The organism is Buttiauxella izardii (assembly GCF_003601925.1).
GTDB classification, from domain to species: Bacteria; Pseudomonadota; Gammaproteobacteria; order Enterobacterales; family Enterobacteriaceae; genus Buttiauxella; species Buttiauxella izardii.
The window spans coordinates 260079-280357 of the sequence record NZ_QZWH01000006.1; the positions used below are offsets into that span (position 1 = coordinate 260079).

21 protein-coding genes are annotated in these 20279 nt (G+C 51.8%); 11 read left to right on the top strand and 10 right to left on the bottom strand.

Translation table 11 applies throughout. The annotated features are described in order from the left end of the window. The first annotated feature begins 73 nt into the window (after nt 1-73). The 5 genes from sufC (at nt 74) to ldtE (ending at nt 4872) form a co-directional block, all read left to right on the top strand. On the top strand, nt 74-820 hold the full coding sequence (sufC, locus tag D6029_RS04415; RefSeq protein WP_120063595.1) for a Fe-S cluster assembly ATPase SufC: 747 nt from the start codon (nt 74-76) through the stop codon (nt 818-820). Further along, a complete protein-coding gene (gene sufD, locus D6029_RS04420) occupies nt 795-2075 on the top strand; it encodes a Fe-S cluster assembly protein SufD (RefSeq protein ID WP_120063596.1) in 1281 nt (426 codons plus the stop codon). Before sufC ends, sufD begins: the two co-directional genes overlap by 26 nt. Continuing rightward, nucleotides 2072-3292, top strand: a complete 1221-nt coding sequence (sufS, locus tag D6029_RS04425; RefSeq protein ID WP_120063597.1) for a cysteine desulfurase SufS — start codon at nt 2072-2074, stop codon at nt 3290-3292. The genes sufD and sufS overlap by 4 nt, the downstream gene beginning before the upstream one ends. A gap of 13 nt (nt 3293-3305) precedes the next feature. Next, nucleotides 3306-3722: a cysteine desulfuration protein SufE gene (sufE, locus tag D6029_RS04430; RefSeq protein WP_120063598.1), complete on the top strand. Its 417-nt coding sequence runs from the start codon at nt 3306-3308 to the stop codon at nt 3720-3722. Between the two features lie 100 nt (nt 3723-3822). Further along, nucleotides 3823-4872 (top strand): L,D-transpeptidase LdtE, encoded by a 1050-nt coding sequence (gene ldtE / locus D6029_RS04435; RefSeq protein WP_120063599.1) that lies wholly within the window; start codon nt 3823-3825, stop codon nt 4870-4872. 76 nt (nt 4873-4948) lie between these two features. Here ldtE and D6029_RS04440 read toward each other — a convergent pair whose 3' ends face one another. The 3 genes from D6029_RS04440 to ynhH all read right to left on the bottom strand — a co-directional run bounded on the left by D6029_RS04440 (nt 4949) and on the right by ynhH (nt 7126). Beyond that, complete coding sequence (locus D6029_RS04440) at nt 4949-5185, bottom strand: major outer membrane lipoprotein (protein WP_034455915.1); 237 nt, start codon at nt 5183-5185, stop codon at nt 4949-4951. Between the two features lie 307 nt (nt 5186-5492). Next, the gene (gene pykF / locus D6029_RS04445; protein ID WP_120063600.1) at nt 5493-6905 is read right to left on the bottom strand and encodes a pyruvate kinase PykF; all 1413 of its coding nucleotides are present in this window, start codon (nt 6903-6905) and stop codon (nt 5493-5495) included. Beyond that, the gene (gene ynhH, locus D6029_RS22830) at nt 6902-7126 is read right to left on the bottom strand and encodes a protein YnhH (RefSeq protein ID WP_418230241.1); all 225 of its coding nucleotides are present in this window, start codon (nt 7124-7126) and stop codon (nt 6902-6904) included. Before ynhH ends, pykF begins: the two co-directional genes overlap by 4 nt. Nucleotides 7127-7446: 320 nt before the next feature. Between ynhH and D6029_RS04450 the strand changes: the two genes are divergently transcribed. Further along, nucleotides 7447-7653 (top strand): hypothetical protein, encoded by a 207-nt coding sequence (locus tag D6029_RS04450; RefSeq protein WP_120063601.1) that lies wholly within the window; start codon nt 7447-7449, stop codon nt 7651-7653. A gap of 59 nt (nt 7654-7712) precedes the next feature. On the opposite strand, the gene D6029_RS04455 is transcribed toward D6029_RS04450, so the two are convergent. The 6 genes from D6029_RS04455 to D6029_RS04480 all read right to left on the bottom strand — a co-directional run bounded on the left by D6029_RS04455 (nt 7713) and on the right by D6029_RS04480 (nt 13850). Beyond that, the gene (locus D6029_RS04455) at nt 7713-8879 is read right to left on the bottom strand and encodes a cupin domain-containing protein (RefSeq protein ID WP_120063759.1); all 1167 of its coding nucleotides are present in this window, start codon (nt 8877-8879) and stop codon (nt 7713-7715) included. An 11-nt stretch (nt 8880-8890) separates the two neighbouring features. Next, nucleotides 8891-9682 (bottom strand): HpcH/HpaI aldolase family protein, encoded by a 792-nt coding sequence (locus D6029_RS04460; protein WP_120063602.1) that lies wholly within the window; start codon nt 9680-9682, stop codon nt 8891-8893. Beyond that, nucleotides 9679-10410, bottom strand: a complete 732-nt coding sequence (locus D6029_RS04465; protein ID WP_120063603.1) for an alpha/beta fold hydrolase — start codon at nt 10408-10410, stop codon at nt 9679-9681. Before D6029_RS04465 ends, D6029_RS04460 begins: the two co-directional genes overlap by 4 nt. Continuing rightward, complete coding sequence (locus D6029_RS04470; RefSeq protein WP_120063604.1) at nt 10407-11171, bottom strand: SDR family NAD(P)-dependent oxidoreductase; 765 nt, start codon at nt 11169-11171, stop codon at nt 10407-10409. The genes D6029_RS04465 and D6029_RS04470 overlap by 4 nt, the downstream gene beginning before the upstream one ends. Nucleotides 11172-11173: 2 nt before the next feature. Then, nucleotides 11174-12505 (bottom strand): histidinol dehydrogenase, encoded by a 1332-nt coding sequence (gene hisD / locus D6029_RS04475; RefSeq protein WP_120063605.1) that lies wholly within the window; start codon nt 12503-12505, stop codon nt 11174-11176. A gap of 94 nt (nt 12506-12599) precedes the next feature. Beyond that, a complete protein-coding gene (locus D6029_RS04480; RefSeq protein WP_120063760.1) occupies nt 12600-13850 on the bottom strand; it encodes an MFS transporter in 1251 nt (416 codons plus the stop codon). Nucleotides 13851-14144: 294 nt separating this feature from the next. Here D6029_RS04480 and D6029_RS04485 point away from each other — a divergent pair, with 294 nt between their 5' ends. The 5 genes from D6029_RS04485 (at nt 14145) to D6029_RS04505 (ending at nt 19315) form a co-directional block, all read left to right on the top strand. Then, nucleotides 14145-15215: a LacI family DNA-binding transcriptional regulator gene (locus tag D6029_RS04485; RefSeq protein WP_120063606.1), complete on the top strand. Its 1071-nt coding sequence runs from the start codon at nt 14145-14147 to the stop codon at nt 15213-15215. Next, nucleotides 15212-16183 carry a nuclear transport factor 2 family protein gene (locus tag D6029_RS04490; RefSeq protein WP_120063607.1) on the top strand — a complete coding sequence of 324 codons (972 nt, stop codon included), beginning with the start codon at nt 15212-15214 and terminating at the stop codon, nt 16181-16183. Before D6029_RS04485 ends, D6029_RS04490 begins: the two co-directional genes overlap by 4 nt. Nucleotides 16184-16374: 191 nt before the next feature. Beyond that, nucleotides 16375-17514, top strand: coding sequence for a nuclear transport factor 2 family protein (locus tag D6029_RS04495; protein WP_120063608.1), 1140 nt, complete (start codon nt 16375-16377; stop codon nt 17512-17514). Between the two features lie 3 nt (nt 17515-17517). Continuing rightward, nucleotides 17518-18825: a histidinol dehydrogenase gene (gene hisD / locus D6029_RS04500; RefSeq protein ID WP_120063609.1), complete on the top strand. Its 1308-nt coding sequence runs from the start codon at nt 17518-17520 to the stop codon at nt 18823-18825. 175 nt (nt 18826-19000) lie between these two features. Further along, nucleotides 19001-19315, top strand: a complete 315-nt coding sequence (locus D6029_RS04505; RefSeq protein WP_120063610.1) for a hypothetical protein — start codon at nt 19001-19003, stop codon at nt 19313-19315. Between the two features lie 91 nt (nt 19316-19406). On the opposite strand, the gene D6029_RS04510 is transcribed toward D6029_RS04505, so the two are convergent. Next, nucleotides 19407-20276 (bottom strand): transporter substrate-binding domain-containing protein, encoded by an 870-nt coding sequence (locus tag D6029_RS04510; protein ID WP_167455967.1) that lies wholly within the window; start codon nt 20274-20276, stop codon nt 19407-19409. Nucleotides 20277-20279 lie beyond the last annotated feature (3 nt).

The following is a 20279-nucleotide window of genomic DNA, read 5'->3' on the forward strand; positions in this document are numbered from 1 at the left end:
GGTTCTTGCGCGCTGTTCCGCGCCAAACTGACGGCAACAATTACGCCTGATGGACCAGGCTTCAGGAGAAAGTATGCTGAGCATTAAAGATTTACAGGTAAGCGTTGAGGACAAAGAGATCCTGCGCGGTTTGAGCCTTGAAATAAAACCGGGTGAAGTGCACGCCATCATGGGGCCGAACGGTTCAGGAAAAAGTACGCTTTCTGCCACGCTTGCCGGGCGTGAAGATTATGAAGTCACCGGCGGCGAAGTTCATTTTAAAGGCAAAGATTTGCTGGAGTTATCGCCAGAAGATCGTGCCGGTGAAGGCATTTTCATGGCGTTCCAGTATCCGGTGGAAATCCCTGGCGTCAGCAACCAATTCTTCCTGCAAACCGCGCTGAATGCGGTACGTGAATATCGTGGCAAAGAAGAACTCGACCGTTTTGATTTCCAGGATTTGATGGAAGAGAAAATCAAATTGCTGAAAATGCCGGAAGATTTACTGACCCGTTCGGTGAACGTTGGTTTCTCCGGTGGTGAGAAAAAACGTAATGACATTCTGCAAATGGCGGTGCTGGAGCCTGAACTTTGTATTCTTGATGAATCCGATTCCGGGCTGGATATCGATGCGCTGAAGATCGTTGCCGAAGGGGTGAACTCCCTGCGTGATGGCAACCGTTCGTTCATTATCGTCACGCACTACCAGCGTATTCTTGACTACATCAAGCCTGATTTTGTTCATGTGTTGTATCAGGGGCGAATCGTGAAATCGGGTGATTTCAGTCTGGTGAAACAACTGGAGGAGCAGGGTTATGGCTGGCTTACCGAACAGCAATAGCAGCAACGCCCTGCAACAGTGGCATCACCTGTTTGAAACCCAGGGCGAAAAACGCAGCAAAGAAGCTCAGGAACATATGCAGCAAATGCTGCGCCTGGGGCTGCCAACGCGCAAACATGAAAACTGGAAATACACTCCGCTGGAAGGGTTGCTGAATAACCAGTTTGCGTTGCCTGCACCAGAAGCGTTGAGCGAAATAGAGCGCGATAAACTGGCATTGCCGGTGGACGCATGGCGGCTGGTGTTTGTTGATGGCCGATTTAGCCGCGAGTTAAGCGACGATCTCACCAACAGTGGTTTTGATGTGTCCGTGGATGAAAAGCGTGAATCGTTGCCAGCCGCAGTACAGAGCGAAGTATTTTTGCATCTCACCGAAAGCCTCGCCGAAACCGTAACGCATATTCGCGTGGCGCGTAACCACAGCCCGGCGAAAGCCCTGTTGCTGATGCACATCAGCCGGGGAAGCGGGCAGGAGGAGATGAACACCGCGCATTATCGCCACCATTTGTCTCTTGGCGAAGGCGCAAAGGCGACGGTTATCGAACACTTTGTGAGTTTTGATGAGCAGCCGCATTTTACTGGCGCACGTTTTACTGCAGAAGTGGCGGCCAATAGCCAACTCCATCATGACAAACTGGCGTTTGAAAACGCCCAGAGCTACCACTTTGCCCATAACGATTTAGTCGTCGGGCAGGATGCGACGGTTGAGAGCAATAGCTTCCTGCTCGGCGCGGCGGTGTTGCGCCACAACACCAGCACCCAGCTTAAAGGTGAGAACACGCAACTGCGCATGAACAGCCTGGCGCTGCCGGTTAATAACGAAGTGTGCGACACGCGCACCTGGCTTGAGCACAACAAAGGCTATTGCAACAGCCGTCAGCTGCACAAAACCATCGTGCGAGACAAAGGCCGGGCGGTGTTCAACGGCATGATTAAAGTCGCGCAACATGCGATTAAAACTGACGGACAGATGACCAACAACAACCTGTTGCTCGGGCGTCTGGCGGAAGTGGATACCAAACCGCAGCTCGAAATTTATGCCGATGACGTGAAGTGTAGCCACGGCGCGACCATTGGCCGCATCGACGACGAACAGATGTTTTATCTGCGTTCGCGCGGGATTAAAGAACAGGCCGCCATGCAGATGATTATTTTTGCCTTTGCCGCAGAATTAACGGAAAACATCGGTGACGAGGCATTAAAACAGCAGGTGTTGGCGAGGATCGGCCAGCGCTTTGCAGGAGATGATGCATGAGTTTTTCCATCGAACGAGTGCGGGCTGATTTCCCGATTCTAAGCCGCGAAGTCAACGGCCAGCCGCTGGTCTATCTGGACAGCGCCGCCAGTGCGCAAAAACCGCAGGCGGTTATCGACGCCGAACTGGATTTTTACAGCCACGGCTATGCGGCGGTGCATCGTGGGATCCACACCCTGAGCGCGGAAGCCACGCAGCTTATGGAAAACGTGCGCAACCAGGTTTCACGCTTTATTAATGCGCGATCGCCAGAAGAAATCGTCTTTGTGCGCGGCACGACTGAAGGGATTAACCTCGTCGCCAACAGTTGGGGACGCGCCAATATTCAGGCTGGAGATAACATTATTATTTCCGCCATGGAGCACCACGCCAATATCGTGCCGTGGCAGATTCTGTGTGAGCACACGGGGGCGACGCTACGCGTAATCCCGCTCAATCAAGACGGCACGCTGCAACTTGATGTTTTCCCGACGCTGATTGATGAACGCACCAAATTACTGGCGATTACCCAGGTTTCCAATGTGCTCGGCACCGAAAACCCGGTTCAGGAAATGATTGCGACCGCGCATCAGGCAGGCGTGAAAGTGCTAGTGGATGGCGCGCAAGCCATCATGCATCACGCCATTGACGTGCAGGCGATGGATTGCGATTTCTATCTTTTCTCCGGCCATAAAATTTATGGGCCGACAGGCATCGGCGTGCTGTATGCGCGTGAGGAAATCCTGCAAAACATGCCGCCGTGGGAAGGGGGCGGATCAATGATTGCCAGCGTCAGTCTCACTGAAGGCACCACGTATGCTGCTGCACCGTGGCGTTTTGAGGCGGGTACGCCCAACACCGCCGGGATTATCGGACTAGGTGCGGCGTTACGTTACGTAGAAAGCCTGAATCTGGTCGAGGTGAGTGAGTATGAGCATTCGCTAATGCGCTACGCGCAGCAGGCGTTGAAAGCGGTTCCTGACTTGACGATTTATGGCCCCGAATCCCGGCTTGGGGTTATCGCGTTTAATCTCGGCAAACATCACGCTTACGACGTGGGTAGTTTCCTTGATAACTACGGCATTGCAGTTCGTACCGGGCACCATTGCGCGATGCCGTTGATGGCGTTCTACCAGGTTCCGGCGATGTGTCGTGCTTCGTTCGCCATGTACAATACCGAAGAAGAAGTGGACCGCCTGGTCACCGGATTACAGCGCATCCACCGCTTGCTGGGCTAACAGGGAGAAAGCCATGGCTACGTTGCCAGACAAAGATAAATTACTTAAAAATTTCAGCCGCTGTAGCAATTGGGAAGAGAAATATCTCTATATCATTGAGTTGGGTGGGCGATTGCCGGAATTACCGCCGGCTGAACATAAAGCGGAAAATATCATTCAGGGCTGCCAAAGCCAGGTGTGGATTGTGATGCATCAACAACCCGATGGGGTGATCACGCTTGAGGGTGACAGCGACGCAGCAATCGTCAAAGGGCTGATTGCTATCGTGTTTATCCTCTACCAACAGATGACTCCACAGGATATTGTCGCGTTTGATGTCCGTCCGTGGTTTGAGAAACTTGAGCTGGCTCAGCATCTTACGCCGTCCCGCTCCCAGGGCCTCGAAGCAATGATCCGCGCAATTCGCACCAAAGCAACCAATCTTAGCTAAACTCATAGAACAGCTTTCATCCTGTTAACGCGAGGCGATTTTATTGCCTCGCATGGCTTTCAGCATTCCGGCATTCAGCCGGTGAATACAGGAATTCAATATGAAACGCGCGTTCTCTCAAATAACACTTCTAATGTTAAGCACTCTGGCCGCAAGCCAGTCGGCGTGGGCTGTCGATTATTTACTCCCGCCACCGGGTAGCCGGATTATTGGCATGAATCAAACTTACATTGTTCCCAATGATGGTAAAAACCTCGAAACAGTTGCCGCAAAATATAATACCGGCGTACTACTACTGCTTGAGGCGAATAATACCGTTGACCCATTCCTGCCAAAACCTGGCAGCGAACTGACCATTCCTTCACAAATGATCCTGCCGGATACGCCACGCGTCGGGATTGTGATTAATCTTGCCGAGTTGCGGCTGTATTACTACCCGCCAGGGCAAAATCGCGTTGAGGTTTATCCGTTAGGGATTGGCCAGCTTGGACGTGAAACGCCGGTAATGGTGACGCGTATTAGCCAGAAAATCCCGAATCCAACCTGGACGCCGACGGCGAATATTCGTGCACGTTCTGCTGCACAAGGAATTACGCTGCCCGCAGTCGTGCCAGCAGGGCCAAACAACCCGCTGGGGCGCTATGCGCTGCGACTGGAGCAGGGTGGGGGCGAATATCTGATTCACGGCACCAATGCGCGTAATAGCATTGGGCTGCGCGTGAGTTCTGGCTGTATGCGTATGCGCGCGCCGGATATTAAAGCCCTGTTTAGCCAGGTCGCCTGGGGCACGCGGGTACAAATCATTAATGAGCCGGTGAAATTTAGCATTGAGCCGGACGGCAGGCGATTTGTGGAAGTGCATCAGCCGCTGTCGCGTAACGATTGGGAAAACCCGCAAACGGTGCCGATTGCGATTTCTGCCTCGTTCGGTGAGTTTATCGATAACCCAATGAGTGACAGAGCGCAGGTGGACAGTGCCATTGTCAGGCGGGCGGGATATCCAGTGCTGGTGAACGCGCCGCAGGGTGTTCCTTCACAGCCAGTTAACATCACGCCAATACAGAGCGTCAAAGCGTCCTCTGGCAGCACGTTAACCCCAAACAGTAACGGAAGCGTGATTAGCGGACAAAACAGCGTGGTGATGAACTAGCGGGGCTTTTACGGGGTAAGGAATTTCAGGCAAAAAAAATGGCGCACAATGTGCGCCATTTTAATACAAGTTACTCTTACTTACGGTAAGAGTGAGCTTGGTTGTCCAGACGCTGGTTAGCGCGTGCTGCGTCGTCTTTAGCAGCTTGAACGTCTGAACGCATTGCGTTCACGTCGTTGCTCAGCTGATCAACTTTAGCGTTCAGAGTCTGAACGTCAGAAGACAGTTGATCGATTTTAGCGTTAGAAGAACAACCTGCCAGCATAGTAGAAGCCAGGATTACCGCGCCCAGTACCAGTTTAGTACGATTCATTATTAATACCCTCTAGATTGAGTTAATCTCCATGTAGCGTTACAAGTATTACACAAACTTTTTTATCTTGAGAATAAATTTTTGATGGGAATGCACTTAAATTTGATCGTTCGCTCAAAGAACCAGCGAACCGGGGCTAAAATCTAAAAAAAATAGAAAAAACAGAGGATTTTAATCGGATTCATCTTACTAAATTGCGACTTAAATAGAGCAGGCCGATTTGATTTTTATTTCAGACAGTCTATTTAACCCAATAAAAAAAGCGCCCGTAGGCGCTTTTTTAGCAAATTATTCGTTCACAGGAAATTTACAGTACGTGAACAGATGCAGTATTGGTGGTGCCGCTTGGTACTAATGCGCCAGAAACCATCACTACGATGTCGCCTTTACGAGCCAAACCGCTCTCCAGAGCAACTTCTTTACCCAGACGGTAGAAATCATCGGTAGAAGCGATTTCTTTAACCAGCTGAGGAATCACGCCTTTGCTCAGAACTAACTGACGAGCAGTGACTTCATTGGTGGTCAGCGCCAGGATAGTTGCGTTCGGGAAGTATTTACGCACAGCTTTAGCTGATTTGCCGCCCTGGGTTGCAACAACAACCACTGGAGCTGACAGGTTTTCTGCAGTTTCAACTGCGCCACGGCAAACTGCTTCGGTGATACGCAGTTTACGGCTGTCATTGTTGTTATCCAGACGGCTGGTCATCACGCGGTCAGTACGCTCACAGATGGTTGCCATGATGGTCACAGCTTCCAGTGGGTATTTACCTTTAGCAGACTCACCAGACAGCATAACTGCGTCGGTGCCGTCGATGATGGCGTTAGCAACGTCGCCCGCTTCTGCGCGAGTTGGACGTGGGTTTTTGATCATGGAGTCGAGCATCTGAGTTGCAGTGATAACAACTTTACGTGCGCGAACACATTTCTCGATCATCATCTTCTGAGCGAAGATAACTTCTTCAACCGGGATTTCAACGCCCAGGTCGCCACGAGCAACCATGATGCCGTCAGAAGCTTCGAGGATTTCGTCGAAGTTGTTCAGGCCTTCCTGGTTTTCGATTTTGGAGATGATCTGGATGTTTTCGCCGCCGTGAGCTTTCAAATGCTCGCGGATTTCAACAACGTCAGAACGTTTACGGATGAAGGACGCTGCTACGAAATCAACGCCTTGCTCGCAACCGAACACCAGGTCTTGTTTGTCTTTTTCAGCCAAAGCTGGCAGCGCGATGGAAACGCCCGGCAGGTTAACGCCTTTGTTTTCGCCCAGGTCGCCGTTGTTCAGCACTTTACAAACAACGTTTTTACCTTCGATTGCAGTGACTTCCATACCGATCAGACCATCGTCTACCAGTACGGTGTTACCGACGCTCAGGTCGCTGGTGAAACCTTCGTAAGTTACAGCAACGATATCGCTGTTACCCACAACAGTTTTGTCGGTAGTGAAAGTAAAGGTCTGGCCCGCTTTCAGGGAAACGTCGTTGCCGCCTTCCAGTTTGATAGTACGGATTTCAGGACCTTTGGTGTCCAGCAGGATTGCTGCTTTCTTACCGGTTTTTTCCATTACGTTGCGCAGGTTCTTGATACGCTGACCGTGTTCTGCATAGTCACCGTGGGAGAAGTTCAGACGCATTACGTTCATGCCAGCATCAAGCATTTTGCTCAGCATTTCTTCGGATTCGGTTTTTGGACCGATGGTGCAAACAATTTTAGTCTTTTTCATGACAGTCTTATCTGTAAGTTGAGAAGGATTGTGAAAATTCGGTTCCGGTCGATACGGGCGCCGGAGCGCAAACTAAAGCTGGTATTGTTCATGTGCCACCCGGTAAGGATAGGTGACAGAAATAAAGCGTGCAGAGGAAAGTGTGCTTGCGGTTCAGCCTGCCGGGGATATTGATTGCTTTCTAGTGTATTAGGACAGTTCAATGCGCTGAAACCATTCAAGTCAAGACGCGCACATTATAGAGGTAACTTGCCTCGAAAGGAATTGAAAACGCTGTTTCAAATACGGAATGCGCATAAATACGGCGAAGTGTTATCAATGCGTTAAGTGGGTATTAATGAAATTGGCGTCGTAAAAGAGATAACCCTACTTTCGGGAGGGGCGATGGCAATAGACGCGACATTGCAACTTTTTTAATCATATTTAATCCCTATGGGTAGTTTCCTAAAATATAATTGCGAATTATAATATTTTTTTGAATAACAGGGGTTATCGAGTCATAACCTTGTTTATGGTTTTTAGTTAAGCGAAAAAATAATTCATGATGAAGTTTATTATCCCTGGTGTTGTGGTAGTCGGTTTTCTGCTGGCTTGTGGCAATGCGCCAGCAAAACGCATTGCGCAATGCGAAAGCCAGGGTGGGATTGACGGAATGTGTGCCGCACACGAATGGGATTTTTCGATGGAAAGCCCGTTCCCGGATACCGATCTTTCAACGCTGGCAAGCCGCGCAACCGCTCAGAACTAAGCCGTCACGCGGGTTTCTTTCAGCCGCCATGCCTCCCTGCAATATAATGAGAAGCTCGCCTACAACGCGCGAGCTATTTTCTCACCCGCCCGGCGTGCGGTTGCTGGCAAAATACTTGCCGTTGCCACATAGCCATCAGGATCGAGACAGCGATCCCGCTCCAGCGCCTGCTCAATAATTTCTGCATCCCAGTAGATTTTTTTACGATGATCGCCCTGCGTAGTTAGCGTCGCTTCCATCACGCCATCAAGCGCACGATATCTGCGCCAGCTATTGGCAGGCACTGAAATCACCGAACCTTCTTGCGCCACAATCGTCACTTCTTCGCCAGGCCGGTTCCACGTCACTTCCAGCGTGCCTTTGAACACCATCAATACCTGAACATCCGGGCAGCTATGCAGGCCGACGCGGTTTTCATTCTGAATGCGCAACCACTCCACCGAGAAGCCGTGGGGATTAATAATCGGCGGCGTATTATGTAAATCTTGCGAAATACCGTAGCCAATCACCGGGGCGATTTCCCCACCGTGACCCGGCAGAACGGAATCCAGCAGCGCGTTGGTTGACCATTTCCGCTGCTCGCCCGTCACCGCTCGCTGGCTCATTTCCTCAACCGAATAATCGCGCAGCGCGGCGATATGTTCCGCACCCAGTGGCTGCAACAAGTCGGCTTCGTCAGGGACTTTTGCCCCGGCCTCGACATCAATCAGCATATTGTCGCGGCTCAGATAAAGGCCATATTCACGCGCGGCTTCCAGAATCGACGGATGCCAGATAATCCCGCCGGTATTGTTGCCGCCAAGTACCGTGAACACCATGCCGCAGGTATCTGTTGGGCTGACGTTAGTAAAACCACGGAAAATCCACGTCGGGATCGACAAAATCGCAGGCGCGCTAAATTCCGCCTGATGTTCGCCATTAGCGCCCCAGCGGAAGCGCCAGCTCCCTTCATGAATCAAAAACACTTCCGCCGTGAAATGCAGATGCAGGTTGTTGGTCACGCCTTTAGGCATCGCCGCCGCACCGATATTAAAGCCGTGCGGCTCGGGAATATTCACCACTTGCGATGCCGATTGCGTCACGCCGGGGCCAATAAAGGAATAGTTCTGTTTGAGGTGCGAACCCGGCAGTTTGCAGTCAATAAACGCCACGCTACAAGAAACACGGTCTTCCCGGCGTACCAGGCGGCGTTGGGCTTCTTCCTGGGTCAGAGTGATATTTTGCATATTGTTCTCCATTAATATCCAGATGCGCCACTGGCTGGCGGGGTTTCACCTCGTGCGGCGGCGATTGCAGTGCGTGAAGCGCTGCCGAGTTGCATCACGTCATTCGCCGGGGTCACAAAGTTGAACCCTTGCGCAATGCGGTTTGCGGCGGCTTGCCCGGAGGTACAAAAAATCCCGGCGAGCTTGTGATGAACGCGGCAACGACTGAGCACTAACTCAATGGCCGCCAGCATTTCCGGGTGCTGCGATTCAGCACTCGCACTGCCCGTGAGGGTTAAAGACAGGTCGTTCGGCCCGATAAACACGCCATCCAGCCCGTCGGTATCGAGAATCGCATCGAGGTTTTGCAGCCCTTCGCGGGTTTCAATCATCGCCAGCGTCAGAATTTCTTCATTGGCATACTGCGGGTAATCTTTGCCGCCGTATAAAAGGGCACGCGCCGGGCCAAAAGAACGGTTGCCGAGCGGCGGGTAGCGACAGGCTGAAACAAACTGCTGCGCTTGTTCAGCCGTTGAAATCATCGGGCAGATAATTCCCCAGGCTCCCGCATCAAGCAGGCGCATAATTTGCGCCGGTTCGTTGGTATTAACGCGCGCCAGCGGAGTGGCAGGCGTTGCGGAAATCGCCTGCATCATCGACAGCGCGCTGGCGAAATCAATCATCCCGTGCTGCATATCGACTGTGACCGAATCATAGCCCTGATGGCCGACGATCTCGGCGCTGTAGCCAGAAGGGATCGCCAGCCAGCCATTAATAATCGGTTGCTGCTGGCGAAAGGCCGCTTTAAGCGGATTTTTTCTCATGAAGCTGACTCCTGTATCCAGTTGCGCATGGCGATTGCCACTAATTGCGGTGATTCAAGGGGTAAGAAATGGCCGCTGTCCGGGAGCGTTATCCAGCGGGCATTTGGCGCAGCGCTTGCCACCGCCTGATGATGTTGCGGGGTACAAATGGCGTCATAAGCGCCGTTGATGATGAGAATCGGTGATGTAAAGGCAGCCAGCGCTGAACGATGATCATCGCGGGTAATCGCGACTTCCGTCTGGCGTGCAAAAACGTCGATGCCGCATTCCTCGGCCATTTTTACAATCGTTTGGTGAAGCGCCGCGTCATCCAGACGATGCGGCGCAACATACTTCGGCCACAGATTTTTGGTGAGCCACGGTGTGATCCCCAGGCTTGCCGCTTCCTTTATTGCTGCCCTGCGCGTGGACGCGTTAGCGGGTAAATCACGCAGCGGATTCACAGACAGCAACGCCAACCCGGCAATACGCTGCGGGGCCAGCGCCACCATTTGCAGGGCGACCATCGCCCCGAGTGAAAATCCCGCCAGGCAAAAACGCGGCGGTAACACTTCCAGCAATTGCGTTGCCAGCGCATGAGCGGAATCACCCCCGCTGAGAGTGACGCAACTATAATGCGCGACATTCAGCTGCTCGATGAGCGGCTGCCAAAGCCGCCCGTTGCACAGCGTTCCGCCAAGCAAAATCAGCGGCGCGTCATGATTTTCCAACAAAGGCGCTGTATTCATGTTGCCGTCCACCCGCCGTCGACCATTAATGACGTGCCGGTAATCAGCGCCGCAGCAGGCGAGGCGAGAAATACAATCGGCCCCATCACGTCTTCCAGCGTTCCCAGCCGTTTCAGTTTGATGTTATCCAGCACGTATTGGCTGAAAGCAGGATCGGCCAGATTGGCGCGTGACAGTTCAGTCTCAATAAACGTCGGGCACAACGTGTTGACGCGAATACCCGATTCGCCAAGCTCCAGCGCCATGGTTTTGGTTAACCCTTCGAGGGCAAACTTCGACGCGCAATACACGCTGCGCTGCGGCCCGCCGACATGGCCCATCTGCGAAGAAATATGAATGATGGAACCGGCCACCTGGCGCAGCTTCATACTGCGAGCGACTTGCTGACTGACAAAGAAAGTGGCCCGCAAATTGAGCGCCATCACCGCATCAAAATTCTCTTCACTCACTTCAAGGAACGGCTGATGGCGCGCAAGCCCGGCGCTGTTTACCAGAATGTCGAAACCCGGCAACTCCGCCAGCGTTTTGCCAACCTGCGCGGTATCGGTAATGTCCAATTCCACGCTGTTTAAGTGCAGCCCTTCGGCGGCGGCACTCTTGACCGCCTGCGCCAGTTGCTCGGGCTGGCGGGCGATAATCCACACCTGCGCACCCGCCCGTGCCAACGCAATGGCTGCCGCAAAGCCGATACCACGGGAGCCGCCAGTGACTAACGCCCGTTGGTTATCAAGACGAAATTCTGGAGTGCGTGGAAGCGCCATGATTACGACGCCTTCTCGATATCCACCGCCGGAACGGTGCCAGCGTAGGGCACATGCTGATTGCCGTAGCGGCGCACGCGGATATTGGCTTGTTCTGCATGGCCGGAAAAACCTTCCAGTTGGCACAGGCGCGAGCAATAGCTGCCAATTTCCGCTGAGGCTTCATCACTCAGCACTTTCTGCCAGGTGCAGGTTTTCATGAATTTGCCGACCCACAATCCACCGGTATAACGCGCGGCTTTTTGCGTTGGCAGCGTGTGATTGGTGCCGATGACTTTATCGCCGTACGCGACGTTAGTCCGTGGCCCGAGGAACAATGCGCCAAAGTTGGTCATATTGGCGAGGAACCAGTCATCGCGGTTAGTCATCACCTGCACATGTTCGGAAGCGATGCGGTCGGCTTCTTGCAACATTTCTTCGTAGCTGTCGCAAACAATCACTTCGCCGTAATCGCGCCACGCCTGGCGGGCAATTTCTGCTGTAGGGAGTTGCGTCAGCAGGCGTTCCACTTCACGCATCGTTTCCTGCGCCAGTTTCAGGGAATTGGTCAGAAGAATCGCTGGCGTCGTCACGCCGTGTTCGGCCTGGCCGAGCAGGTCGGTGGCGCACATTTCAGCATCGACACTTTCATCGGCAATCACCAGCGTTTCCGTTGGCCCGGCAAACAGGTCGATGCCCACGCGTCCAAACAGCTGGCGTTTGGCTTCTGCCACAAACGCGTTGCCAGGGCCGACCAGCATATCGACAGGCGCGATGGTGTCGGTGCCAAGCGCCATCGCGCCTATCGCCTGAATGCCGCCGAGCGCGTAGATCTCGGTCGCGCCCGCCATTGCTTGTGCGGCAACAATTGCCGGGGCAGGGCGGCCATTAAACGGCGGTGCACAACTAATAATGCGTGAACAACCGGCGACGTTGGCGGTAATAATCGACATATGCGCGGAGGCTAATAGCGGATATTTACCCCCAGGGACATAACAACCGACGGCATTAATGGGGATGTTTTTGTGACCGAGAATAACACCGGGGCGCGTTTCAATTTCTAAATCCGTCAGGCAACCTTTTTGCGCCGTGGCAAAGTTGAAAACTTGCTGCTGAGCGAATTCAATATCTTTAATATCCTGGCGGCTTAATTGTTTGATGCAGGCATTAATTTCACTTTGCGATAAACGATAATCCTGGCGGTCGTAATTATCGAACTTAATGGATAATTCACGAATCGCTGCGTTACCGCGTTGTTCAATATCGGCCAGCGTATTTTCAACCACAATACTGATTTGTTTATTGGCTTGCTGACGTTCAGATAATGATTTACTGGTTTTTAAATATTGCGCCATGACGCTCTCCTTTCCTTTTATATGCGTAACTGTCCCGCCCGGCAAAGCGGGTGAGTGGGTCGTATCGGATTAAATAAAGTGTGACGTATTAAATTTACTGGCTGGTCTTATTGGCATATTCCTGTGCGGATGAAACTTTCGGCATATTTCTTTGCGCCGCTTTAACCTGGCGCAATTCCACACTGCGAGCCGCCATTGGTGTCAGGAACGCGGCAACCACACAAAGCGCACCAATCACCAGATAACCTGAGGACAAATTAATATGTTGCAGCATCAAGCCCATGGCGACAGGGCCAATAAACATGCCGACGGAATAAATGGTCTGGAACAAGCCCATGCGTGTGGATTGCTCATCTTCAACCGTGTTCACCACGCTCAAGGACATAAACACCGCGAACGCCATGCCGAACGAGAAACCCGCCATCGCCTGTAAGAAATAAATGAGAGTCATATTAGTGGTGAACGGGATGCCAATACTGGAAATCACTTGCAGAATAATGCCGATCACTGCGGTGTTCACCAGACCCAGGCGCTTATAAAACACCGAACTACACAAGGCGATAGCCAGCGCGTAGAAAATCAGGTGGATATTACTGAGTAAAGTCAGGATCCCCGCTTTTGCGCCGAGCTGCTGGGCATAAATTGGCGTCAGCGTATCGCGGGTAGCGAACGGCACGAGAATAACAATCGTCGCCAGTAAACCGATAAACCATACAGACGGATCGGCCAGTTGGCGTTTTGCGCTGGTCAGGCAGGCTTTCAGAGTGGGTGCGCGGGCGGCATCGTGAATTTCTTTAATGCGGAAGGTCAGGACAAGTGCGAGCAAGGCCGCAACGCTTGAGACAAAATAGCCGATGCTTTTGTCAAAATAGTGAATCAACAACCCGCCGATACAGTTGCCAAGGAACACGCCCAACGGCCCGGCCAGAGCCAGTAAAGCAACGGCAGCAGGCGCTTCTTTCTTATCAAAGTAACGGATAAACAGGATGTTATAGAGAACCCAGGTCGCTGCCGTAAAACCATCGGCCGCTTTCGCCAGATACAACGTGGTGGCGTTAGGTTCAAAATAGGCAATCGGCCAGGTCACCAGCGGCAACAGCAGGCTGAACTGGATAAAGATTTTTCTACTTTTCACCACATCGGACAAAATGCCAATCGGGAAGCGCACGAACAACGTCGCTAATCCGCTGGCACCCATAATCATTCCCACCACTTCAGGCTGCATTCCTTCGCTGATTAACATCGGGGCGAGGAAGGCATCAATACTGTGAATGCAAATGAAGAACAGTACGCTAATGGTAAAAAACAGTCTGACTTCGGATCGACTAAATAGTGCACGAAACATGGTGGTGAACCTCTTAATAATTAGTGGGTTATAACCAATCAAGTACGGCATTAACCGGTGCATTCCTTTGTCGCGAACTCGCGTTACCGGTAAAACTGACGGCGTATTTTTATAGTATGTATACGTCCTATGAATACGTATTCAAAAATTGAAGTTACGAAAAGGTTTCAATTTTGTAAAGGTCGATGGTGTAAATGTGAAAAAAATAATTTTGTCTGTTGCATACGCATGCAAAGTTGGTGTAAGTATAAAAAACAGGCATTCCATTGGGATGCGGAGAAGGAATACCAAAACATGAAACGTAAGACTTTTGGCCCCGTGACTTCGCAGCAAGTGGCGCAAGTGGCGGGGGTATCACAATCGGCGGTATCGCGGACCTTCACACCGGGGGCGAGTATTTCGCCAGCCACCCGTGAAAAGGTGCTGAAGGCGGCGCGTGAGTTGGGTTATCGGCCAAATGCCATTGCCCGCTCGCTGAACACCGCTCGTTCGCGCATCGTTGGCGTGGTGATGTCCTATTTTGATAACCAGTTTTACCCGCAGGTGCTGGAAGCGTTGGCGCAAAAACTCGATGAGCTGAACTACCACCTGCTGCTGTTTGTCGGCGACCGCGACGGTAACGTCGACCGGATTTTTGACCAGATCATGCAATACCGTGTGGATGGCATTGTGCTGGCCTCGGTATCGCTTTCGGTTGAGCTTTCAGAAGAGTGTGTCGCCGCCGGGATCCCGGTGGTGCTGTTTAATCGCAGTGAAGAAAATGCCACGGCGTCGAGCGTGAATACCGATAACGAAGCCGCCGCCCGGCAGATTGCCGAGTTTTTGCTGGCGGGAGAACACCAGCGTTTCGCTTATGTTGCCGGGCTGTCGGATTCTTCGGTCAACGTGGCGCGCCAGAACGGGTACATCAGCACTTTAGAGCGTCATGGAATCGAGAATGTGCGCGTGGTGCAGGGCGATTACGATGCGAAAACAACGGCAAAAGCGGCATGGGAACTCTTTTCAGCACCGAATCCACCGGATGCCATTTTTGCCGCCAACGATCATATGGCGCTCACCGTAATGGACGTCGCCCGTTTTGAATTTGGCCTGCGCATTCCTGAAGACCTTTCGGTGATTGGTTATGACGATACCGGCCCGTCCGGCTGGCCGTCTTACGCGCTGACTTCCGCATCGCAGCCGGTGGATGCCATGGTCAGCGCCACGCTAGCGCTGCTGATGAAACAAATTGAAAGTGAAAACATTGAGCCGGAGCAGGTTGTGGTTCCCGGCGTGCTGGTGGTGCGACACTCCGCAAGGCGTCCACACTCTGGCGTTATCGAAAAAGACGGGCTGTTTTTATTCCAGCCGCAGGAGGTTGAATGACCAGGTTGCCGGGCTTTAGCCCTCAGTTTGATTCTATCCAGCAGTTTATTTTGACGCTGACCCATGTGGTGTGGGAGCAAAAAGACATCGGCCAACTGGCGGATTTCTACGCAACACCAGTGGTGTTTAACACCCCGGAAAGACAGCTCAATGACCTCTCACAGTTTATGCGCCTGACACTCGAAGCGATGCACAGTTTCCCGCAACGCACGGTATTAACTGAAGATATTCTCTGTTCTCATTCGCCGCAGTCGGAGTATTACGCCGCCCAGCGTACCGTGGCGTGTATTCAACATCAGGGCGAAGGGTTCTTTGGTAAGCCGAGCGGCAAATCTATCTGGGTGCGCACCTGGGCCGACCGGGTGTGCGCGCAAGGCGCGGTGCGTCAGGAATGGTTGCTGCAAGACCGCGCCGCCATCATTTTGCAAACTGGTGTGGAAGTGCGTGATTTTGCTCGCCAGTTGGCGGATGCACGCCGCGAAGCGGGGCTGGAAAATATCAGCGCTGAAGAGATGGACGCCCGTTGGGCTGGCGGCCCGGAAGGCGATGACGTTGACGGCCCATTAGCGGGGCTGGTGGAACGTTATTTGTCGATGTGGGCTGGCGGAAACAGCGGCGTGGTGCCGGGGCTTTATCATCCCGCCGCCACATTACACGGGCCGGGGCATGTTTTATGCACGGGCGAGCAGGATATTGGCGGGTTCTTATCGGGTTATCGCGCATCGTTTGCCGACAGCGAAACGCATCTGCACCATTTAGTTGTGCGACGGGATGCGAACGAACCGGTTCGCCTGTCGCTGCGTTGGTCGCTATTAACCTGGCATGACGGTTATGGGAAGTTTGGCACACCGACACGACGCCCGGTTTCTATTACCGGTATTAGCCAACTGGAATTACGCGACGGTTTAATTATTCGCGAATATTTGGGTGTCGATGAATTAGCGATTTGGTCACAGATTTTTAATTAATCGCAATTTATTAATCATGATTTATTAATCATGATTTTTTAATTACTGACAGCGGCGGGGAGTCATTCCCCGTCAAAATATCTGAACAGAGCAATAAAGATTATCGCCATTTGCAGGTGAGGGATATTCCTATCCATGAATAATGTGCGCTGACAATTTTTGTCGCGCATTCAAATAACGCAGGAGGTCATATGTCTTCAACTGAAATAACCAATAAAACGCCAGTCGCTTCAGAGAAAAGCAATACCAAATCCACACGCGATGAACCTGTATTACAAGTCGAACGCCGCGACTTTATTGATCTGGTGCCGGAGAAACGCCCACGCGTGCAATCATTACGTGGCTTTGATGATTGCTATACCGATATTGTTGATTACATCGTGCGCTGCACCCATAAAATATGGGACGAACGCGACGTGGGTTTAATTTACACCCACTATACGCACAACTGCGTTTTATATAACGCGCTCGGCACCATGTATAACCGCGAGCAAGTGGTGCAGGATACTTTGCAGCGTTTAATTGCCTTCCCGGAACGTCGCGGCATGGCGACTCAGGTTATCTGGAATGGTAACGACGTTGACGGCTTTTACACATCCCACCTGGTGACCGGCACGGGCCGCCACACGCAATACAGCCATTTGGGCAAACCGACCAACCGCACCTTTGTGACCCGCACCGTCGCGGATTGCATGATCCACGAGAACAAGATTTATCGCGAATGGGTGGTCAGCGACAACATGGCGATGATGCGCCAGTTGGGACTTGATACCGATGCGATAGCTTACGGCATGGCGAAAGAGCAGTTTGATAAAGGCTTCCGCGTGACCGACATCGGTGAAAACCGTCGCATGTTGGGGCAATACCCGCCGGAAATGGAATGCGACGTTTCTATCGCTCACACCGATACCGAAGAGCAGTGCCTGCGCTGGCTGCATGAAATTTATAACCGCCGCATGCTCGGTAAAATTAAAGACGTTTATGCGCCAAACGTGCAGTGGCATGGCCCATTAATGAAAGAGCTGTACGGCCAGGCGGCGGTGATCCACCAGACGCTGGCGCTGATTGGCATGATCCCGGACGGCGCGTGGATGCCGCAGCACATCTGTTCTAACCCTTGCGAAGAAGGCGGCACCAAAGTGGCGGTGCGCTGGATTATGGAAGGCCATCACCTGGGTTACGGTGAACTGGGCAAACCAACCGGTGAACGCCTGTTCGTGATGGGCATGTCCCATTACCACATCGTCAACGGCAAAATCGTCGATGAATGGGTGGTTTACGACCATCTGGCACTGCTGGCACAAATCAAATTGGGACAAATGGAGGAGTAACAGATGGGCACGATTTCTGAAGCTGATGTTGAGTTTATCAAGCGCCCGCAGGGGCAAGATGTTCAGGCCGACCGCACGCTAACCGCGACGGTGCAAAATATTATTGACCAGGTGCGTGAACGAGGCGATGCCGCGCTGCGCGATTATTCGGCCAAATTTGATAAAACGACACCGGAGAAATTTGAAGTCTCAGAGCATGAAATCGCCAGTGCGTTAGCGGCGCTTGACCCGCAAACCCGCAAGGACAGCGAGTTTGCCATTGCGCAAGTGAAACGCTTTGCCGAGGCGCAGTTGGCCACCATGCAGCCGCTGGATATCGAAACGCTGCCGGGCGTGCATTTAGGGCATCGCATTATCCCGATTCAAACCGTGGGCTGTTATGTGCCAGGCGGGCGCTACCCGATTTTATCCGCCCCGGTGATGTCCATCGTCCCGGCGGTGGTCGCGGGTTGCGATGAAATTATTGCCTGCCTGCCACCGGGCGCGCATCCGGCGATGATCGCTATTTGCCATCTTGCAGGGGCGCATCGCATCTTTAAAGTCGGCGGCGCGCAGGCGATTGCCGCCATGGCCTGGGGAACGGAATCTGTTCCGGTGGTAGATAAAGTCGTCGGGCCGGGAAATGCCTTCGTTAATGAAGCGAAACGCCAGGTGTTTGGCAAAGTCGGCATTGACGCGTTGGCGGGGCCGAGCGAGATTTATGTGATTGCCGATGACAGCGCCGACCCGCGCATTTTGGCTGCCGACCTGCTGGCTCAGGCCGAGCATGATGTGCATACCCGTGTCGGCATGGCGACCACCAGTGCGCAAATTGCCCGCGCCACACTTGCAGAAATTGAGCGTCAGCTAACCAACTTGCCAACGGCTGCCACCGCGGGAGAAGCCTGGAAGCGGCAGGGCGAAATTGTTATCTGTCGCGATGAAGAGCAACTGATCGCCTGGGCCGATCATATGGCAACCGAACATTTGCAAGTGCACACCCGCGACCCACACGCCACGGCCAGCAAAATTCGCAATTATGGTTCGTTGTTTATTGGGCAAAACGCCAGCGTGGTGTTCTCCGACAAATGCTGCGGAACCAACCATACGTTACCGACCATGGCAGCCGCGCGTTATACCGGCGGTTTGTGGGTTGGCGCCTACGTAAAAATTTGCACCCATCAGTGGATTGACGACCACGGCATTGCGGCGGTTGCCCAACCCGCAGTGCGCCAGAGTCGCACCGAAGGAATGCAGGCGCATCGCCGTGCTGCTGAAATTCGTTTGTTACCCGACAGTATTGATGCAATAACCAACGGGGAGCGTGATTAATGATTATTTTCAGGTGAACAATATAACGGCAACTCACCTGAAAAATTTTCAACTTAAGTTTTATTAATGTTTATTATCTTGCTTAGGGTGTTTCTTAACGACATTATTATCTTGAAAGGGATGGGTGGTAAATGAATTACCCCCAGAGTGTTATTATTAATCATGGATTTGGATTATGCTGTCACTGGAAATGGAAGAAGATGTTGTCCTGCGGGTAAAAGGCATGGAAAAAATGCTTGAAGGAATTGTCCGCGAACTCAAAGCCAACAAGGGCGTTGTCGATGAGTTTATACGGGATGACATTGCAAGGTTCCGGCACTGTTCAAAAGATGTCATAACACACCATACTCAGGTTTCGCGCAGCGTCCGTAAAAGACTGGAAGACGTAACCATCCATTCTCAAAAACGTGTACGTAAAACGGCGCGGAGTAATTTGTTATATGGTGTTTTGTGCGGAATGTCTTTCTGCATGTTACTTCAACTGATGTAATGAATATCAGTGTATTGGGGAGAAAGTTAACTTTCTCCCTTTTTTATTTTTTTCTGGCCGACGGCTAAATATTTTTAGTGTGATGCTGGAGTTACATTTTTCGAGTCAGGTATTTATACATTTCAGCGGTCAATGGAATATGCAGGTTGATATTTTTGTCAGGCAAATTGCTATTAAACCATTGGTTGAATAATTGTTTGAAATCTGCGCGATTGAATCGACTATCAAGACTCGCATCAACCACACTTTTTAATTCTTCATCGTCATGGCGCATCATGATGCCCAGATCTTGTGGCGCACCGAGCGCGAGTGCTGAAATCTGGTAACTCGCTGGATCTTCGCTGCTTTCCACCAACTCCTTCAGTGAAACTTCGTTCATCGCTGCCGCAAAACTCTTACCGTTACTCAGAGCTTCAAAGGACTCTTGCATGGTTGGTTGACTCAGAATCAACAGATTAAGTTCCTGCAAACGGTTCAGCCTATTAATATTCACTAAGTCTGAGGTGCCTTTTGTCACGCTAATTGTTCTACCCGCCAAATCAAAAGATGAGTAAATATTAGTGCTGATACGCGTGGCAAATCGAGTATGGACTGATAAGTAATGGTGAGAGAATAAAACGATTTTTTGACGCTTCACGGTATCGGTATTGACTGAACAATCCATATCAATAACATTATGGTTAAGCATGGCGGTGCGCATAGTTAATGGCGCTGGCACATAATTAACCACCAGAGTGTTAATGTGTAATTTGTTTTTTAGCGACTCGGTGACGTCTTTGCACAAGTCAATAACGTATCCTACTACATGCCCGTCGCTGGTTTTATAAGCATAGGGCGGGGCGTCGCGATAGCCAATATTAATCAATTTATGGCTGGCAATTCTCTCCAGCGTCGACATCTGTGGCTCCGCATACACCCCTGTGGCGAAACAAGTTAATAAAAACCCTAGCGCGTAATTCATAAG